The organism is Flagellimonas sp. 2504JD4-2, assembly GCF_053642935.1.
The window spans coordinates 787,584-804,662 of record NZ_JBSIOV010000003.1; the positions used below are offsets into that span (position 1 = coordinate 787,584).

The 17,079-nt window shown below is 41.1% G+C and carries 18 protein-coding genes; 7 read left to right on the plus strand and 11 right to left on the minus strand.

The genetic code is table 11. The features are described 5' to 3' along the window. Positions 1-5: 5 nt before the first annotated feature. Positions 6-380, minus strand: a complete 375-nt coding sequence (locus tag ACULLH_RS14750; protein WP_454089520.1) for a putative quinol monooxygenase — start codon at positions 378-380, stop codon at positions 6-8. A gap of 135 nt (positions 381-515) precedes the next feature. Here ACULLH_RS14750 and ACULLH_RS14755 point away from each other — a divergent pair, with 135 nt between their 5' ends. Next, positions 516-1,508 (plus strand): GlxA family transcriptional regulator, encoded by a 993-nt coding sequence (locus ACULLH_RS14755; RefSeq protein WP_454089521.1) that lies wholly within the window; start codon positions 516-518, stop codon positions 1,506-1,508. Positions 1,509-1,525: 17 nt separating this feature from the next. Here the strand turns inward: ACULLH_RS14755 and ACULLH_RS14760 are convergent, their stop codons facing one another. The 4 genes from ACULLH_RS14760 to ACULLH_RS14775 all read right to left on the minus strand — a co-directional run bounded on the left by ACULLH_RS14760 (position 1,526) and on the right by ACULLH_RS14775 (position 7,823). Continuing rightward, a complete protein-coding gene (locus ACULLH_RS14760; protein WP_454089522.1) occupies positions 1,526-4,486 on the minus strand; it encodes a response regulator in 2,961 nt (986 codons plus the stop codon). Between the two features lie 75 nt (positions 4,487-4,561). After that, entirely contained in the window at positions 4,562-5,614 is a 1,053-nt protein-coding gene (locus ACULLH_RS14765; RefSeq protein ID WP_454089523.1) for a hypothetical protein, read from the minus strand. Positions 5,615-5,621: 7 nt separating this feature from the next. Then, entirely contained in the window at positions 5,622-7,205 is a 1,584-nt protein-coding gene (locus ACULLH_RS14770; RefSeq protein WP_454089524.1) for a hypothetical protein, read from the minus strand. Positions 7,206-7,226: 21 nt separating this feature from the next. Next, entirely contained in the window at positions 7,227-7,823 is a 597-nt protein-coding gene (locus tag ACULLH_RS14775; protein ID WP_454089525.1) for a hypothetical protein, read from the minus strand. 260 nt (positions 7,824-8,083) lie between these two features. Here ACULLH_RS14775 and ACULLH_RS14780 point away from each other — a divergent pair, with 260 nt between their 5' ends. The 6 genes from ACULLH_RS14780 to ACULLH_RS14805 all read left to right on the plus strand — a co-directional run bounded on the left by ACULLH_RS14780 (position 8,084) and on the right by ACULLH_RS14805 (position 11,778). Then, complete coding sequence (locus ACULLH_RS14780) at positions 8,084-8,623, plus strand: Crp/Fnr family transcriptional regulator (RefSeq protein WP_454089526.1); 540 nt, start codon at positions 8,084-8,086, stop codon at positions 8,621-8,623. A 101-nt stretch (positions 8,624-8,724) separates the two neighbouring features. Then, on the plus strand, positions 8,725-9,081 hold the full coding sequence (locus ACULLH_RS14785) for a nuclear transport factor 2 family protein (protein ID WP_454089527.1): 357 nt from the start codon (positions 8,725-8,727) through the stop codon (positions 9,079-9,081). Between the two features lie 27 nt (positions 9,082-9,108). Then, on the plus strand, positions 9,109-10,023 hold the full coding sequence (locus ACULLH_RS14790) for a DUF5996 family protein (protein ID WP_454089528.1): 915 nt from the start codon (positions 9,109-9,111) through the stop codon (positions 10,021-10,023). A gap of 124 nt (positions 10,024-10,147) precedes the next feature. Then, a complete protein-coding gene (locus ACULLH_RS14795; protein ID WP_454089529.1) occupies positions 10,148-10,435 on the plus strand; it encodes a 4a-hydroxytetrahydrobiopterin dehydratase in 288 nt (95 codons plus the stop codon). A 66-nt stretch (positions 10,436-10,501) separates the two neighbouring features. Further along, positions 10,502-11,212: a YebC/PmpR family DNA-binding transcriptional regulator gene (locus ACULLH_RS14800; protein ID WP_454089530.1), complete on the plus strand. Its 711-nt coding sequence runs from the start codon at positions 10,502-10,504 to the stop codon at positions 11,210-11,212. A 71-nt stretch (positions 11,213-11,283) separates the two neighbouring features. Further along, positions 11,284-11,778, plus strand: coding sequence for a hypothetical protein (locus tag ACULLH_RS14805; RefSeq protein ID WP_454089531.1), 495 nt, complete (start codon positions 11,284-11,286; stop codon positions 11,776-11,778). Here the strand turns inward: ACULLH_RS14805 and ACULLH_RS14810 are convergent. The 6 genes from ACULLH_RS14810 to ACULLH_RS14835 are packed head-to-tail and all read right to left on the minus strand — an operon-like array spanning position 11,775 to position 16,947. After that, positions 11,775-12,314 carry a 1-acyl-sn-glycerol-3-phosphate acyltransferase gene (locus tag ACULLH_RS14810; RefSeq protein ID WP_454089532.1) on the minus strand — a complete coding sequence of 180 codons (540 nt, stop codon included), beginning with the start codon at positions 12,312-12,314 and terminating at the stop codon, positions 11,775-11,777. The two genes, ACULLH_RS14805 and ACULLH_RS14810, sit on opposite strands and share 4 nt — an antisense overlap. A gap of 39 nt (positions 12,315-12,353) precedes the next feature. After that, positions 12,354-13,478: an iron-containing alcohol dehydrogenase family protein gene (locus ACULLH_RS14815; protein ID WP_454089533.1), complete on the minus strand. Its 1,125-nt coding sequence runs from the start codon at positions 13,476-13,478 to the stop codon at positions 12,354-12,356. After that, positions 13,475-14,179, minus strand: coding sequence for an HAD family hydrolase (locus tag ACULLH_RS14820; RefSeq protein WP_454089534.1), 705 nt, complete (start codon positions 14,177-14,179; stop codon positions 13,475-13,477). The genes ACULLH_RS14815 and ACULLH_RS14820 overlap by 4 nt, the downstream gene beginning before the upstream one ends. After that, positions 14,170-14,898 carry a 3-deoxy-manno-octulosonate cytidylyltransferase gene (gene kdsB / locus ACULLH_RS14825; protein WP_454089535.1) on the minus strand — a complete coding sequence of 243 codons (729 nt, stop codon included), beginning with the start codon at positions 14,896-14,898 and terminating at the stop codon, positions 14,170-14,172. The genes ACULLH_RS14820 and kdsB overlap by 10 nt, the downstream gene beginning before the upstream one ends. 21 nt (positions 14,899-14,919) lie before the next feature. Then, positions 14,920-15,483 (minus strand): DUF4126 domain-containing protein, encoded by a 564-nt coding sequence (locus tag ACULLH_RS14830; RefSeq protein WP_454089633.1) that lies wholly within the window; start codon positions 15,481-15,483, stop codon positions 14,920-14,922. 30 nt (positions 15,484-15,513) lie between these two features. Continuing rightward, a complete protein-coding gene (locus ACULLH_RS14835) occupies positions 15,514-16,947 on the minus strand; it encodes an ATP-dependent DNA helicase (protein ID WP_454089536.1) in 1,434 nt (477 codons plus the stop codon). Positions 16,948-17,079: the final 132 nt, after the last annotated feature.

The following is a 17,079-nucleotide window of genomic DNA, read 5'->3' on the forward strand; positions in this document are numbered from 1 at the left end:
GCAGTTTAAAGCGTTCTTTCAAATCCAAATGCCCGACTCGCAAAACTGGCATTCAAACCCATTCCCAATGCAGCCTGCTTAAGTTGTTCGGGCACGTCTCCACAGAATAAAAAAGGTCCTGGCTCAGCAATTTGTAGCAAAGCAGGAAAATGTCCGGCCGCAGTGGTTCCCAAATGTTGGCCCAATGCATTTCCATCTTTAAAAAGGTCATGCACCAACAATACACCAGTCGTTTCGTCAAAATAGCAATCGACCCTGAGTGCCCCGGGCTCGGTTTCCTGCATTTGTCTTTCTACCCCCCTATAGATGTTCTGTAATTCGGTTCCCTTTCCAGGCTTGGCAGTCCATTTATATACTACCATTATTTCTGATGTTTTCATATGATTTGTTTTAGATTCATACTTGTTTCAACAAAATTATGTCTTAAATAGGTTTTTTATAATTGTCTTTTTCGACATTTTAAAGGGTTGATTTCGACAATTCTATTTTTTATCTTTGTATTCAATTCTTTGGTTATGAAACATATCAGCATAATCGTTCCTTCAGGAAGTAGCATAGTGGATACCATTATAGCTCCGTATAATTTGTTCAAAATGGCCAATTCACATTTCAAAAGGCAAAAGGGACTGCGGGAGGACCCATTTCAAATAGATTTGGTTGGTTTATCCATGGAACCTGTTGTTTATCAAGGTTTGTTCAGCATACAACCCACTGCTACGGTAAAGGACATCTCAAAAACAGATCTGATAATTGTTTCTCCGATTAGTGGAAATCTAGAAAGGGAAATCGAAAACAACCGCGTATTTATTGAATGGATGAAAATACAACGTATCGCGAACAGTGCTGAAATAGCAAGCTTGTGCAAAGGAGCTTTTCTACTCGCCGAAACAGGGTTGATAAATGGAAAATCATGCGCAACCCATTGGACAGCCCATGACCTGTTTCGACAAAAATACCCTACCGTTAAATTAATTCCGGAAAAGATTATCTGCGAAGACAACGGTATTTACTCCAGTGGAGGAGCCTATTCCATACTCAATTTTACACTTTATTTGATTGAACGTTATTTTGGCAGGGAAACTGCCATTTGGTGTTCCAAACTTTCGGAAATCGATTTTGATAGAATTGGTCAAAACGAGTTTATCATCTTTAGTGGACAAAAAGATCATTCGGATGAACTGATTAAAAAGGCCCAGTTGTATATTGAAGACAACTATCAGCAAAAATTGAACATCCAAGAGATTGCGGATCTGGTCAATCTGAATGGCAGAAGTTTTCTGCGAAGGTTTAAAAAGGCCACATCCAATACACCTTTGGAATATACTCAAAGGGTCAAGGTCGAAGCCGCCAAAAAGAAATTGGAATCTACTACCGATACCATTCTTGAGATCATGTATGGTATAGGTTACCAAGATGAGAAAGCGTTTAGGACCGCCTTTAAAAGATATTCTGGTTTATCCCCGAAAGCGTATCGGGGAAAGTATAATCGGGAAATGGCTTTTTCGTAACTCAATCTAATTTTTTGCTAGATCTCTACAAATTCTGATGGGGAACTTCCAAACTGTTGCTTGAATGCCGTTGAAAAGTAAGCCGGCTGGTTAAAACCTGTGGCATAGGCAACCTCGGCAATGCTGCTATGTCCCTCTTCCAGTAAAGTGGCCGCAAGCTTCAAACGCTGACTTCGAATAAATTCGGTGGTCGACAACCCTGTTAACGCTTTCAGTTTACGATGGAGGTGCATACGACTCAAACTCACTTGTTCCGCGAAGGACTGGGCATTAAACTCTGGGTTGGTCAATTCCGTATCCAATATTTGTTGGATCCTGTCCATCAATCGCGCATCCACACTGGTAAGTTCCACATGCTTTGCCTTAAAGAATGGTTCCTTGCTGAATTTTTCCTGAATTGCGGTCCGGGTTGCAATCAACTTATCAATGATTACCCTTAGCTTTTCTTCCTTGAAGGGTTTTATCATATAGGCATCAGCACCCGTTTTGAGTCCTTCCAACTCATTTTCCTCGCCCGATTTTGCGGTCAAAAGAACTATTGGAATATGCGATGTTCTCTCGTCCGTTTTCAGGGTATTACTAAGTTCAATGCCATTCTTTACGGGCATCATAACATCAGAAATAATCAGATCGGGGATGGTTTCAAGTGCCATACTCTCACCTTCTTCCCCATTTTTGGCCTCCACTATTTTATATTCTTTTTTGAACAGGGTCTTGATAAAAAGTCTTATTTCAGCATTGTCATCCACAACCAACAAGACGGGTAGGGAACTCTCTTCGACACCCTCTTCTTCCCTATTTGGTTCAAAGCCCATCTCTCCATTTTGAATTTTGAAGTCCGCCAGCAGTTCTTCTTCCTCGATTATCTCACCTTTTGAAAAGTTACTTTTGGTAATTGGTAGCGTTACCTCAAACGCTATGGTCCCATCGTTTGGTTTATATGCTCGAACACTGCCTTTGGAAAGGTTGGCCAATTCTTGAACCAATGAAAGTCCAATACCAAAACCCTGATGCATCATGTTGGCTTGATAAAACCGGTCAAATAAGTGTGGTAATTCTTTTTCGGTCAAATCATTGTTCCGGTTCTTGGTGGTGATAAGGATCTGCTGGCCTTGCTGAATGGCCTTGAAATCAATTTGTGCATCACCCTGATTGTATTTGATGGCATTGGATAAAAGATTTGTAACAATTTTTTCAACTACATCCCTGTCAAACCACGCCTCATCCGCAATAGCAATTTGGCTCTTAAGTACAACATTGTTTTGTTCGGCCCGATACTGAAACGGTTCTATCAAATGTTTTAGGAAAAGATCTAGGCTACCTTTGGCAATCCGAAGTTTCCTACTACCTCCCTCAATTTTGGAAAGATCCAATATCTGATTTACCAATTTTAATAAACGATTGGCATTTCGCTGTATCAACCCCAAATCCGTTTTATCATCTTCAGATAGTTCATCCTTGGACAACTGATGGGCAACCGGCCCGGAAATAAGCGTTAGTGGTGTTCGGAATTCATGTGAAATATTGGCGAAGAACTTTGATTTTGCCGCTTCCAATTCTTTCAACCTCTGATTGGTTTTTTGTTTGTTCCTGAAAAGGAAAAACAGGGTGATAAACGCCAATCCCAAAACCGAAATGCTCCCAATGAACAAATTCCTTTGATTTTTGGATTTTTGTTCAGCCAATTCAGATTGGGAGGTCAACAGTGCTATTTCTTGCTGTTGCTTGTCGTTTTGATACTTTTTGTTGAGTTCTTCTACCTCCAACTCGTTTTGGGACTTTTGGATGTTCGCCTGTAATTCCATTTGTCTTTCCAATGCAACCAGGGCATTCTTATAATCTTTGCTGTCTTTGTATGCATCATAAAGTCCACGATAAACATTAAGGAGTTGTAGCGGCATCTCATCATCCATATCCCCACCTTCAATCTGCTCCTCGGCTTTCTTCAAATAAAAAATGGCCTTTTGATATTGCTTTTTATGCCAATACAAATCCCCGAGATTGATTTGGTTAGAAATGTAATGTATCCCTTGCTGAGAACTTTCAGGAATCCCGGAAGCTTTCAAAAGATAGAATTCAGCATTTTCCAAATCATTTACTTCCAAATAGGCACTGCCCAATCTTCTATATATACTTCCAAGAATGCGTAAATCGCCGTAAGCCTCGTAGTAATCCTTAGCTTTCAATGAGTGCTCAATGGACTTTTCATGATCTTGGAGTAAATCATAATAAGTCCCCAAGGCCACCTCTCCGTAATATACGCCCTCTTCTATCCCCAAATTCTTGTATACCTCAATGCTCTTTTCAATATAGTCTACGGCTTCAGGATTTCTGAGTTCAGAATATATCATGCCAATATTTGTATAAGCCGCCGCCAAAGATTTATCCATTTCGTTCTGCGAGGCATATATGGAATCCAGTTTTAAATAATGTGTAAGTGCTTCAGGGTATTCAGCTCGTTCAAAGTTTTGATTTCCCAATAAGATGTATATAGAGGAAAGTGTTCTCCAGTCATCGGTCTGTTTTGCATTTTCCAAAGCTAAGTACGCATACTTTGTGGATAGTGAATCGTTTCTTTGGATATTATAAATGACCCCTATTTTCTTGTAGCAATCGGCCAGATACGATTTGTTGCCAAGTTGTTCGGCTACATGGGAAGCCTTTTTGATATAGTAAAAAGCACTGTCTATGTCGGATTTCGCAAATTGATAACGACCACTCAATGAATAGTAGAGATACTGCCCATTGATATAATTGTTTTTTTCGGCAATTGACCTGATATTTTGCCGGTAACGATTAGCAGAATCGGGTGAAACATAGAGATAGGCAACAAAAAGCTTTTCATTCAGTGCAACAGCTTCCTCAACACTGTTATTTCCCACAAGCAGTTGCTTTAAGGAATCAATCTCATTTCCGGATTGGCCCCAAGTCATAGCGAGACCCAAGAAGAATAACAATATAGCGGTGGTCTTCTTCATCTTAAGGTTGAATCATAAAAAGGTACAAAAACGATTCGAATGGTAATACATAAGGTAATTGCTAAAATATCTTTGTCAGCGATAATAGGTCATATATCCTGAAGATGGAAACGCAGCCGGGCAGGTACCCGAAGTCTCACGGACAACCCGTAGGGTTCCATCAGGTTGCAATTGAAAATAGAAATACCCTCCCGATTCTAATTCATAGCAATGTTCCGTAGTCACGGCTTCTGGATCGGCATGGGTGGCCGCACCCAAAAGGGTCCGGTGAACATTGGATTCCGTGCCACGGACAATCTTGACCGTCCCGTTTAATGCTGTAGCTACCAGTAGAGGCGAGAATTCCGTTTGGCCATGATAAGGTGTCGAAAACACTTCCTCGGTGTCGAACCACGGTCCGGCAATAGTTCCAACCCTACCTCTAGGACCCCGACAACTTAATGGTTGTGCAAGAGGTATGGGACCAAAAAGATCGTACATCTGATTTCGCAAATCCGTAGTAAAGTAATCGTACGGACAAGTCGCGAATCTGAAGGTTTCCACGGGATGAAATCGGTCATTGTTCAAAAAGGTCAAAGGACGTTCTGAATGGTACACCCCAAAATCGAAACTCTTCGCTTGTGCGGTTCCAGAAGTTGTACCTATTAAATCTCCAGCGGAAAAACTAAGCAAAGTAGGAGCCTGTTCATCAAACAGGCCCATACCTTGATTCACTACCAAATCCCGTATTGCAGGGATTGGATCGGTAATATGTCCAAACCGTATCGCCACCTCACAACTGGCGCGGAACAAGGGTTGATAATCTGTACCATTAAAAGTGATGTTCACCAAATCCATGTCCACAGGAGCATAAACGGGCACTTCCGTTACATGGGGTTTGATAAAAACATAAGTATGCGCCGAAAAGTTATGGAATGCCTGTAGTTCGCCCAAAGGCTCAATATGTGCAATAACGTCAAGATCTGTAAATGTATTTGTAAAGGTCACATTCGTATTGGAACCTGTTTCACATGCCGATGAAGGTGGCAGCTCAGTATTGTCATCACTTCCTCCGCAGGAAAAAATAACAATGCACATCAAAATGCCCAAAACAAAATAAGCGAAGTTTTTATTACGGCGTCTCCCCATGGTACTTTTACTTTTTGGCAACAAATGAGTTGTTTTTATCCGTAAAGCGGTACAAACGCGTTTTGCTGTCACCACGTTTGTAGTAATCAACCTCCTTGCGTGTTCCCTTAAAGGCTTCAATATGGAGCGAATTAAGGTTCCAATTATCACCACCCACTCCACCTCTGAAGGTCGTCTGTAAAACCACCTTGGAAATATCCGAAGTAGTATAAATGGTTTTATTCAACCTTACATCTACCGAAGTGGTGGTATTGTCTTTCCACCGTGTGCCCTTGTTCACATTTCTTATCGTTTGTGTTCCACCATTCCTGTAATACACAACAATATTAAGGTTATCGTTTCCTCCCCTTAAATCGTCGTCCCCGGTGCGAATCCAGAACCGTAGTTTGTCTATAGGTTTTCTTGAAGGAACGGTACTGGCCCTGGTAGGACTTGAGGTCGATGTGTTAGTGGCAAGCCTTGCTTGGGGTGGTTTGCTATTGATCACCGCAACAAAGGTTTTGTCCTTTCCGGTAAAACGTTTTAATGGTGCACCTCGTTTTTCGTAGACCTTCCTATTCCTATTGAACCCTTTTACATGGATACGCAGTAAATCCAGATTAAAGTTGTCGTTTCCGGAAATCGTATTCAATTGTACGGATTTGATCGTATTTAAAGCAACCGGTCTCCGCAACGGTATGGTAATAATTTGAGAATAGTCATCTATCCATTTGTTCCCCTTGTTCACGTTATACACCCTTTGCGGAGCGGCTCCATGATATAAAACCGTCAAATTCAAATTATCATTTCCTCCTCGCAGATCGTCCTTACCAACCCCAAATTCAACAACCAGTTCGTGAATTTTTCCATCATTCGGATAATCCCGCAATGAAGTCCTTAAAGGTGTTTTGGCTCGGTAATTTTTATCCACGAAGTAGGTTCGCCATCGTATTTTAGGGTCTTCCTCATAATAAAAAACCTGGTCCCTAAAATTTGGTCTAAGGGTCATAATCTTATTGGGATGATTAGGGTCGTAGGTATAGATTTTCATTTTACGCTTATAGGTACCATTGGCCAAATCTTGGGCTGTTCCAAAATCGTAGCCTATGGCTACCACCTGATGATTACCAGGGTCAGTATCCCTCTCCCCAACACTTTGCAGACCCAAGGGAACAGGTTGCCGTCTATCAATAAAGGAGCGTAGCTCATTAATTCTGCTTCCTCTCCTGTTCTCCACACCCCAATTAAAAAATTCACCGTTTCGGGCGCCTCCAGGGTTAAAACCAATTTCTGCCCATTTGTCCAAATTGGAGGTAATGGAAGTCACCTGGCGATCATACAGGTATTTTTGCAAAGGGCTTCCTTCCGTAGGTCGAATTGTGGTTTTTGGAGCGGAAATTCCCCTCGCATAATAACAGTCCAATGCGGAGTATGACATTCCACCGCAAAGTCCTCCAGTTCTCCAATCGATCGCATCGATAAAGATGTTCTTGAAACTATTAACAAATTTAAAACCGTGTTGTTCCGGCTTAAATGAGGTCATTTTTTTGGTCTGACCCCAACTAGAACTGACCAAGGCTAAGAAAAACATGAGCAATACTATCTTTTTCATTTTTTAAGGTTTAAAATGCTATTAATCTGGTAGGTTGTAAAAGGCCTTTACGGCTTCGTAATTGGAATAGTTCAGTTTTCCGGATTGGGCACTTTCAGGTATCAACACATATCGAAACCTATTCCCTCTGGAACCTGAGTACTGAAATTCAGTTAAATCGACCCCGTTGGTACTTATAAGCGTTACGGTTATGCCATTTAACGTTACCCCATTGTTCCCAAACGTAAAAGAATACCATGTATTCGACCAACGGCCGGCATTGGGCATGGGATAAATACTAGAAGTTCCCCATTGCTGCAGGTAGACATACACCAAGGTCCTATTCCTAAGCTCGTTGTTGTCAATTTCTGTAATCAAAAGGTTCATTGTCTTTGCCCGGGGGTCATCTTGCACATTCCAATCGGCTGGTATCCAATTGGAAAATATGACATTGGCGTTACCATCTTGGCCATCAGTTCCGTCTTGACCATCAGTGCCGTCTTGCCCATCTTGTCCATCGATGCCAGGAATTCCTTGTGGGCCTTCTGTCCCAATTGCCCCGTCTTCCGCAGAACAAGCAACTAAAACTGTAAAAGCCATTGAAATCATGGCCAAAAAAATGAAATGGTGTTTTTTCATGATTTTAGAATTAATGTTAACCTTGTTTTTAGGGGGAGTTTTCTCAGACATCTCCATGTTTAGCACTAGGAGGTCATTGTTGTTTCAAAATTAGAAGTAGCTGGTCCAGAGGCTTTTTCAATATGTAACAAATGCTTTTGGAAATGTAACACAAGCGTGCAAGCCTTTAAAAATGGGCATGTTTTGAAATCAATCCAGCAGCAAAAACATGGGACTAGGAAGACTTGTAGGATTTGGTTAAATTACCTGTAAACTGTGCCATGGAAAATTTTACCAACATTATCAAAGCCGACCCAAATGCCAAATTAATAGCCTTAAAGAAAGGTGATATCATACAACATGCCGGGGATGCAAATGCTTCTACCTACTATGTTAAAAAAGGCCTTTTGAGGAGTTATATCATCGACAGTAAGGGAAAAGAACACATTTTTATGTTTGCTCCTGAAAACTGGATAATTGCCGACCTGGAAGCACACGAGTTTAATGAACCTGTACAACTTTTTATTGATTGCCTAGAGGATTCGGATGTGATTTCTTTTGATAAGAACTGTCTTTTTAAAGGTCTTTCCTCCAAAGAAAAAATTCTCGAAAACGCCCAGCTTTTATACAGAAGAATAGGAAAACTTCAGCGAAGGGTTCTTATGCTGATGGGGTCACCGGCCGCAGATCGCTATACCTACTTTGTCAATACCTATCCAGAATTGCCCAAACGTGTTCCCCAAAGAATGATCGCTACCTATTTAGGAATCACGCCCCAGGCGCTAAGTTCTATACGCGGAAAAATTGCTCGTTCTGGGTAATTTAGAAGCTGTTCATTTCTTCATCTAGATGAATGCACAGCAATTTGGGTGGACATAAATTTGTCAGAAATAATCTTATTCTAACATTAAAACAGATAAAAATGACAAATTTAGAGAGAGCAAAAGACCTATATAGCAGGGTTGCCCAAGGCCAGTTAATGGATGCATTTGAAACCTATTATGCCGAAAATGTGGTTATGACGGAGCCCAGAGGAACCCGTGAAGGCAAGGACGCTTGTAGAAAAGCTGAGGAAGAGTTTTTGGCCAGTGTGGAAACTTTTCACGGTATGGATATCACTGCTTTTGCTGCAGATGAAGAAAAAGGTAAGGTACTGATCGAAGTACAAATGGATGTTACCTTTATGGGTGGACAACGTGTGCAAATGGAACAAGTTGCGGTTCAAACATGGGAGAATGGACAAATTGTACACGAACGATTTTATTATAACGCAGCATAGCAACCAGAACAATTTCAATATATACCAATGGAAACTGAAAAACATGATTGGCCCGTATTAAACTTTGCAGAACTTCAAGATACTTTGGAGACACTTCACCAATGGCTTCAAATCGTTGGAAAAATACGTTTGAGAACCATGCCCTGGCAAAATCACTCATGGCACTCAGCACTTTATGTTACATCCAACGGTTATTCCACCCACGGAATTCCATATCAGGGAAGAATCTTCCAAATTGACTTTGACTTTAAAAAACACAAACTCCTAATACATTGTTCAAACACGGAAACATTGACCATGGATTTAAAGCCGAGAAGCGTTGCTGACTTCTACAGCGAATTGTTTGAAAAGTTGAATGCGCTCAAAATTGATGTTAAGATCCATGCCAGACCCAATGAAATGGAACCGGCCATTCCTTTTGCAGAGAATACCACAAATGTATCTTACGATCCCAAGTCCGCAAACCTCCTCTGGCAAGCCATGTTAAAGGCCAATGGTGTTTTCAACAACTTTAGAAGTGGGTTCATTGGTAAGGCGAGTCCAGTACACCTGTTCTGGGGTGCATTTGATCTTGCAGTCACCAGATTTTCGGGCAATTCTGCACCATTGCATCCCGGGGGAATGCCCAATATGCCCTTGGACGTAATGCAGGAAGCTTATTCCCAGGAGGTAAGCAGTGCAGGTTTTTGGCCCGGATCGAAAGACTTTCCAACCCCTGTTTTTTATGCTTACGCTTATCCTAGCGATGCCAGTTTTGGAGCGCATAAAGTTTTACCCAAAGAGGCCTTCTACAGTGCAGATATGGGCGAGTTCTTTTTAAAATATGAAGATGTTCAAAAATCGAAAGATCCAGAAAAAACCCTACATGACTTTTTACAGACAACATATGAGGCTGCGACCCGAATATCCGATTGGGATCGAAATAGATTAGAAAAAGAATAAGGTTTATTAGGGCCAAATTCACCTTTGCGGTTTGGGAGTATTTCCAAACCGTTTATTTTGTTTATAATTTTATCTTAGAGGAAACATATTGAGGCCCCTTGGGACACCAATAAATCAAGAGACAATGGAAAAACTAAACTCAGACCAAATACAGAAGCAATTGGAAAACCTAAGCGGGTGGACATACGAAGACGGTAGTATTTGCAAATCTTATGTCTTCAAGGATTTTAAACAAGCCTTTTCCATTATGACCCGTATCGCTTTTGAAGCGGAGCAGCAAAATCACCATCCGAATTGGGAAAACGTATATAACCAACTTACTATAAAATTGAACACCCATGATGTTGGTGGTATTACTCAAAACGATTTTGATCTGGCCACCGTGATCGAACAAATCGTAAATCAGGGATAGCTGCCCTAGACTTGACAGCGGGGCATTTTTTGCTAAATTTGTCGCTGTCCAAAATCAAAAAAGTACATGGGAAGAGCATTTGAGTTTAGAAAAGCGCGTAAAATGAAACGCTGGGCAGCGATGTCCAAGGCATTTACCCGAATTGGGAAGGATATTGTTATCGCCGTAAAAGAAGGTGGACCTGATCCCGATTCCAATTCCCGCTTACGTGCCGTAATTCAGAATGCCAAGGCTGTAAACATGCCAAAGGACAATATTGAGCGGGCCATTAAACGTGCATCGGACAAAAGTCAAGGTGATTTCAAAGAGGTACTTTTTGAGGGTTATGCTCCCCATGGAATAGCTATTTTAATTGAGACTGCAACAGATAACAACACGCGCACAGTGGCCAATATCCGTAGCTACTTTAACAAGTGCAACGGCAGTTTGGGTACTTCCGGCTCGGTGGAATTTATGTTCGACCACACCTGTAACTTCACAATCAACAGTAAAGGGATGGACCCAGAGGAACTGGAATTGGAAATGATCGATTTTGGTGCCGAAGAGGTTTTTGTCGATGAAGATGGAATCCATATTTATGCCTCGTTTGAAAACTTTGGGGCTATCCAGAAAGAACTGGAATCACGGGAAATTGAAATTATTTCTTCTGGTTTTGAACGTATTCCACAAGTGACCAAGGAACTTAACGAAGAGGAGGCTGCTGATGTTGAAAAGCTATTGGAGAAGATTGAAGAAGATGACGATGTGCAGAATGTTTACCACAGCATGAAAGAGTAAGTTTCCTTCATAGACTGCTGAGCTTTGTAAAGTGTTGAAGAATCTAGCGACCAAAAACTAAACTTTCCATCATGCGTATTTTATTTTCAGGTCTTTTCTTACTCTTTGCGATCAGCATCCATGCTCAGGAAATGACGGCCGCCAAGCTCTATGAGATTATCGAGCAAGAAGCGGACACGGTTAAAACCAATGGTAATTCATATCAATTTTTATTTAATGATGCGATGCTGATATGCGTTTTTGACGAAAATGCGAATCGCATGCGTATTATTTCACCCATCATAGAAAGGGAGAAATTGGGAGAAGAAGAGCTTTTGAATGCCTTGGTGGCCAACTTCCATTCCGCTTTGGATGTCAAGTACGCTCTGAGCGATGAAATTATCTGGTCCGTTTATACCCATCCATTAAAAGAACTCACGGAGCATCAAGTGGTTGATGCCATTCAACAGGTGTATGCCGCTGCGGTTACTTTTGGTGGTTCGTACTCCAGCACAAATCTGGTATTCCCTGGCAATTCCAAGAAAGTGGAGAAACCCAAACCTGATAAGAAATTAAATAAGACTTAATAGCTGTATTCTGGTACTTTACCCTGTACTCCTTTAAAGAAGCTTCGTATGTCCTTAAAATCTTTTTGAATATCGTCAGAAGGATATTTTGGTTCTGAAATTTTGACCTGCTTTTTTCCAAAATCAAAAGCGACCATAACAATTGGGACTTCCGCCTTTTTGGCAATGTGATAAAACCCCGTTTTTAAGGCAGTGACCTTTTTTCGAGTACCTTCCGGAGCCAAAGCAAACCGGAAAACTTTCCGTTCATTAAAAATTTGGGCAACACTTTCCACAGTGTTCGAATTCTTCGTGCGGTCTATCGGTGCTCCTCCCGTCCATCGAAAAAACCATCCAAAGGGAGGTTTAAAAAGACTTTTTTTTCCAATATAGTTGATTTCCTTATTGACCAACTTTCGAACCAAAAGTCCCAAAAAGAAGTCCATCCAATGCGTGTGCGGAACCACAATTACCACGCACTTATCCAAATCTGGGAAGTCTCCCACAAGCTTCCATCGCAATACTTTGAAGTATAAAAATCTAGCTAGCTTGTGCATTTGATCCAAGTTAGTTGAATGTAGTAAATGGCAAGAACCCTATATCTTCATATAAATGCTCTGCAAACTTTCGGGAGTAATCTTGTTTTTCCAATCACTTCCAAGTGCATTTTCCCATAAGGCCTCCATACTCAAAGCTACATTTATCAGAATATCAAAATCATTCTGAGTAAGATCCGAACAAATTCCTTTGGGAAGTTCTATTTGATGTTTTTGAAGCATTTTCTTGAAATATCGTACTCCATCTGGATAAAATTCTTCAAGATGTTGAAACACCAGACAATTACCCAATCCGTGTTTTATGCCAAGAAGGTATGATAGGCCGTAGCTCATGGCATGAGCAACACCAACCTGGGAATATGCTATACTCATTCCTCCGTGCCAAGAGGCCATCATTAACTTATCACGAGATTCAATCTCAGGGATATCCTTTAGAAAAACATCCATACAGAGTTCAAGCGCTTTTTCACCATAACTTTTGCTAAATGCATTTAGATACGTCCCATTCAAAGATTCTATGCAATGAATGTAGCAATCCATACCTGTGTAAAACCATTGTTCTTTAGGAGCCGTAATGGTCAAATCCGGGTCTAAGATTACTTGGTCATAAGTGGTAAAATCGGAATTAATTCCCAGTTTCTTATCGGGTCCCAAGAGCACCGTGGTTCGGGACACTTCAGCACCCGTTCCGCTTATCGTAGGAATCCCGACATGATATAATGCAGGCTTGTGAACCAAATCCCATCCTTGATATTCGCTTGCGTCACCCTTATTCGTTGACATAATCGCAACAGCTTTGGCCAAATCCAATAGTGTGCCGCCACCTATGCCGACGATCCCAGAGGGCAATTCGTCATAATTCTCGCGGATTCTAGCGACCAAGGCATCAACCTGGGCAGTTTTTGGTTCCTCATCCGCCGAAATAAAAATGAGTTCATCATTAAACATCAACGGTATTTGCTCCGCGATATGTGTGTTTTCAAAAAAATCATCTACCAAAAAAATGAATGGGGCTTCTGAATTTCTTCGTTTAGGTAACAATACCTCTCCTAGCTGCGAGAAACTACCCTTACCAAAAACTACTCGTGGTACCATGGGGAAATTGCGGTACTGAGTAATTTTGTCCGATGTAATTTCGTTTTTCAAATTACTTTTTGTTTTCATTTGTCCAAATACTTCAGAACTTCTTTTAAACTATTCAATTTCAGGTGTCCATTCACCTGATGCGCATCTTCGACCAATTCGTGTGCCCAAGTCGTATGAAATGGGATATGGATGGCTTTGGCCCCAATATTCAAGATTGGCAATACATCCGATTTCAACGAATTACCAATCATCAAAAACTCATCCACGCTTATTTCCAAATGGTCCAGTAGGTTCTTATAATTATTCTCTTTTTTATCACTGAGTACCTCTACATGGTGAAAGTACTTTGATATTCCAGATTTCTCCAATTTGCGTTCTTGGTCCAACAAATCACCCTTTGTCAGTACTATTAAGCGATACTTATGTTGTAAGCTATCCAAAACTTCCTCTACCCCATCTAATAGTTCCACTGGATGGGAAATCATTTTTTTGCCCAAATCTATAATCTCGGAAATAATCTCTTGAGGTATTTTATTGTTGGATAGATCCAGAGCGGATTCGATCATGGAAAGTACAAAACCTTTAATCCCGTAACCGTAGGTCTCAAGGTTTTGCATCTCAATCTTAAAGAGCTCCTGATCCACCTTATTTTTAGTCTCATAGCCTTCCAGAAGTTCCGCAAATCGCTCTTCCGTTTCCCGAAAGTACGTTTCGTTCACCCATAGGGTGTCATCGGCATCAAAGCCTATAACTTTTATATCACTATAATCTATCTCCATGCTTTTTGGGCTCGTTCTAGGTCTTCTGGGGTATCAATTTCTATGCCGGTGACGTGTGTCTCCACCATTTTTATTTTTTTTCCGTATTCCAAAAATCGAATCGCTTCAATTTTTTCCTTGGCTTCCAAAGGTAACATGGGTAATCGCTGAAAATCGAGCAATGCCCTTTTTCTAAAGGCGTATATTCCTTTGTGTTTATAATATTTGACATCAACATTCTCATCCCTGGGATAAGGAATGGGTGATCTCGAAAAATAGAGGGCAAAATCTTGGTTGTCCACAATTACTTTCACCGTATTTGGGTTTGAAATTTCATCCCAGTCGGTAATCGGGGTCATCAGTGAGGCCAAATCTATCTCTTTAGCATCATCATTTTTAAACACCTCAATAACTTTTTTCAAGCTTTCAGCATCTATAAAAGGTTCATCTCCTTGAACGTTGATGGCAATATCCACATCCAAATCAACCACGGCCTCTGCGATTCTATCACTCCCACTTTCATGTTCCTTTTTACTCATCAACACCTTGCCCCCAATTTCAGAAATCGTATCGAAAATAAGTTTGCTATCGGTAACAACGTATACCTCATCAAACAATCCAGTTTCAACGGCTGCTTCATAAGTACGAACAATCACAGGTTTTCCGCCCAAATCTTGCATCAGTTTTGCGGGAAATCTTGAGGCTTGGTACCTCGCCGGAATCAATGAAATTATTCTCACTACTTCGATGTTAAGCCAAAATTATCTTTTGGGCCGCAATTTGCGATAAATTCTGAAAATAACCACTAAAATCACGATGACCAAAATGGCCGCAATTGGTGGCACTAATATAGAGGCTGTTGAAACTGCAACCGCAGTTCCTGTTTCGATGGTTGATACTATCGGGTTAGCGACTCCGCCGGTCGTTGCAGTAGAGGTTATCCTGCCCGCGGCATTAGCGCCCTTTATTGCGGTCGCCGTTCCTCCTCCTGCAATTATGGCCAAGGACCAAGTGACCACTGGGTCCAAGTTGGCCACTGTAGATACCATAACAGCGGTACCTGCAATGGCAGCTAGGGGAACCGCCAAACCATCCAGGGCATTGTCAACCCATGGTATAAAATACGCAAAAATCTCTACAATTGTGGCGACACCGAATACAACAAGTGCTGGAATGCTTCCAATCCATTCCCAATTATCGTTGAGATCCCAAACATCTAAGTAAGCTGCCAGGCTCAACGCAAAAAGAGGAAGAAAGACCCTAAAGCCCACTGATGCGGCCAAGCCCACACCTAAAAATATGCTAATAATTGTGTCGGAATCCATGCTCATGCTAAGGTCTAAAATAGGGTATTCCTAGTCAACAAAAAAATCATCCCTGAATCCAATGAGGAATAGTTTCTGCTTGGCCCTTGTAACCGCTGTATAAAGCCACCTTAAATAATCTTTATCTGGACCGTTGGGCAGATACGGTTGTTCTACAAATACAGTGTTCCACTGGCCTCCTTGAGATTTATGACAAGTAATTGCATAGGAGAATTTTACCTGCAGTGCATTGAAGTATTTGTTGTTCTTTACCCCAAGAAATCGTTTATAGTTCGATTTTTCATGGGCATAGTCCTTAGCTACTTCTTGATAAAGTCGGTTTCCCTCTTCATACGGCAATGATGGGGTCTCCGCATTGATGGTATCCAACAACAATACGGTTTCAAACGGTTTCTGATTGGGATAGTCCACCATTTTCACTTTGACCTCCGCAAATGAAAATCCGTAGAGTTCCTTAATGGCAAAAAGCTCCAGAATCTCTATGATATCGCCATTGGCAATAAATCCTGCTTCGGAATTGGGCCGCAGCCAAAAGTAATTGTTCTTGACGACCATCATAAAGTCCCCAACAGCAATTTCATGGTCCAAGAACAAAATACGTTCCCTTATATTCTTATTATATAGGTTGGCCCGTTTGTTGGACCTTACAATGATGGCGGTTTCCTCCTTTCCATTCTCAGCGTAGGAAGCATCAATGGCTTCCTGAATCTCGGTGCCATCGATCAATCGGACAATATCTTTATAGTTGGATACATTAAATTGGAATTCATCGTAAAATTCCGATTGTAACTGCTCCCTCAAATTAGTGGCATTTAAAAGGATTCCAGAATCATCTTCTTGGCGCATCACTTCGTCCAGTTCCATCGTGTTCACATCCTTGTTATAATTCAATGAGAGTCGACCTTCTTCCAAAGCAGGGCTCATATCCAATTTTATTGGTGGTAACTGCGCCGTGTCCCCTATCAACAGCAACTTGCAATTATGACCAGAATACACGTAGTACATCAGATCATCCAACAACGAACCGTTTTCAAAAAGCTTGGAATCGGCAGGGGTATCGGGTATCATCGACGCCTCGTCAACAATGAAAAGTGTGTTCCTATGCTTATTTGGCGCTAAAACAAACTGTACTCCTCCTCCAGCCTGCTTTTTCGGAAAGTATATTTTCTTATGGATTGTAAATGCTTGGGTCCCAGAATATGAAGACATTACCTTCGCAGCTCTTCCTGTTGGTGCCAATAGTACAGCACTCATTTTTATTTTCCAAAGACTATTGACCACGGTCCCCACCATCGTAGTTTTTCCGGTACCAGCGAAACCCTTCAATAAAAAGAGTTCTTCAGGTTTTCCATCTAGGACAAACCTTGAAAGTTGGTCCAAAGCCTTAGCCTGTTTTAATGTAGGTTCATGCGGAAATTTGTCTTTAAGTATGGTCAAAAATCCGCTGGAAGAAGGGTCTTTCATAAGCACCTAAAGATAGTATGGATTTTTAAAGCAAAAAGTTTCGTGATTAAAAAAAAATTGTAGATTTGCTTGTAACCGCTAAATTAACTCTCAAAGAAAAAATTAGTATGTTAAGTTTAATTCTTATAGTTG

Excerpts from the sequence above, each read along its gene's own strand:
- ACULLH_RS14750 (WP_454089520.1), bottom strand. The coding sequence starts at position 380 with ATGAAAACATCAGAAATAATGGTAGTATATAAATGGACTGCCAAGCCT.
- ACULLH_RS14755 (WP_454089521.1), top strand. The coding sequence starts at position 516 with ATGAAACATATCAGCATAATCGTTCCTTCAGGAAGTAGCATAGTGGAT.
- ACULLH_RS14760 (WP_454089522.1), bottom strand. The coding sequence starts at position 4,486 with ATGAAGAAGACCACCGCTATATTGTTATTCTTCTTGGGTCTCGCTATG.
- ACULLH_RS14765 (WP_454089523.1), bottom strand. The coding sequence starts at position 5,614 with ATGGGGAGACGCCGTAATAAAAACTTCGCTTATTTTGTTTTGGGCATT.
- ACULLH_RS14770 (WP_454089524.1), bottom strand. The coding sequence starts at position 7,205 with ATGAAAAAGATAGTATTGCTCATGTTTTTCTTAGCCTTGGTCAGTTCT.
- ACULLH_RS14775 (WP_454089525.1), bottom strand. The coding sequence starts at position 7,823 with ATGAAAAAACACCATTTCATTTTTTTGGCCATGATTTCAATGGCTTTT.
- ACULLH_RS14780 (WP_454089526.1), top strand. The coding sequence starts at position 8,084 with ATGGAAAATTTTACCAACATTATCAAAGCCGACCCAAATGCCAAATTA.
- ACULLH_RS14785 (WP_454089527.1), top strand. The coding sequence starts at position 8,725 with ATGACAAATTTAGAGAGAGCAAAAGACCTATATAGCAGGGTTGCCCAA.
- ACULLH_RS14790 (WP_454089528.1), top strand. The coding sequence starts at position 9,109 with ATGGAAACTGAAAAACATGATTGGCCCGTATTAAACTTTGCAGAACTT.
- ACULLH_RS14795 (WP_454089529.1), top strand. The coding sequence starts at position 10,148 with ATGGAAAAACTAAACTCAGACCAAATACAGAAGCAATTGGAAAACCTA.
- ACULLH_RS14800 (WP_454089530.1), top strand. The coding sequence starts at position 10,502 with ATGGGAAGAGCATTTGAGTTTAGAAAAGCGCGTAAAATGAAACGCTGG.
- ACULLH_RS14805 (WP_454089531.1), top strand. The coding sequence starts at position 11,284 with ATGCGTATTTTATTTTCAGGTCTTTTCTTACTCTTTGCGATCAGCATC.
- ACULLH_RS14810 (WP_454089532.1), bottom strand. The coding sequence starts at position 12,314 with ATGCACAAGCTAGCTAGATTTTTATACTTCAAAGTATTGCGATGGAAG.
- ACULLH_RS14815 (WP_454089533.1), bottom strand. The coding sequence starts at position 13,478 with ATGAAAACAAAAAGTAATTTGAAAAACGAAATTACATCGGACAAAATT.
- ACULLH_RS14820 (WP_454089534.1), bottom strand. The coding sequence starts at position 14,179 with ATGGAGATAGATTATAGTGATATAAAAGTTATAGGCTTTGATGCCGAT.
- ACULLH_RS14830 (WP_454089633.1), bottom strand. The coding sequence starts at position 15,483 with ATGGATTCCGACACAATTATTAGCATATTTTTAGGTGTGGGCTTGGCC.
- ACULLH_RS14835 (WP_454089536.1), bottom strand. The coding sequence starts at position 16,947 with ATGAAAGACCCTTCTTCCAGCGGATTTTTGACCATACTTAAAGACAAA.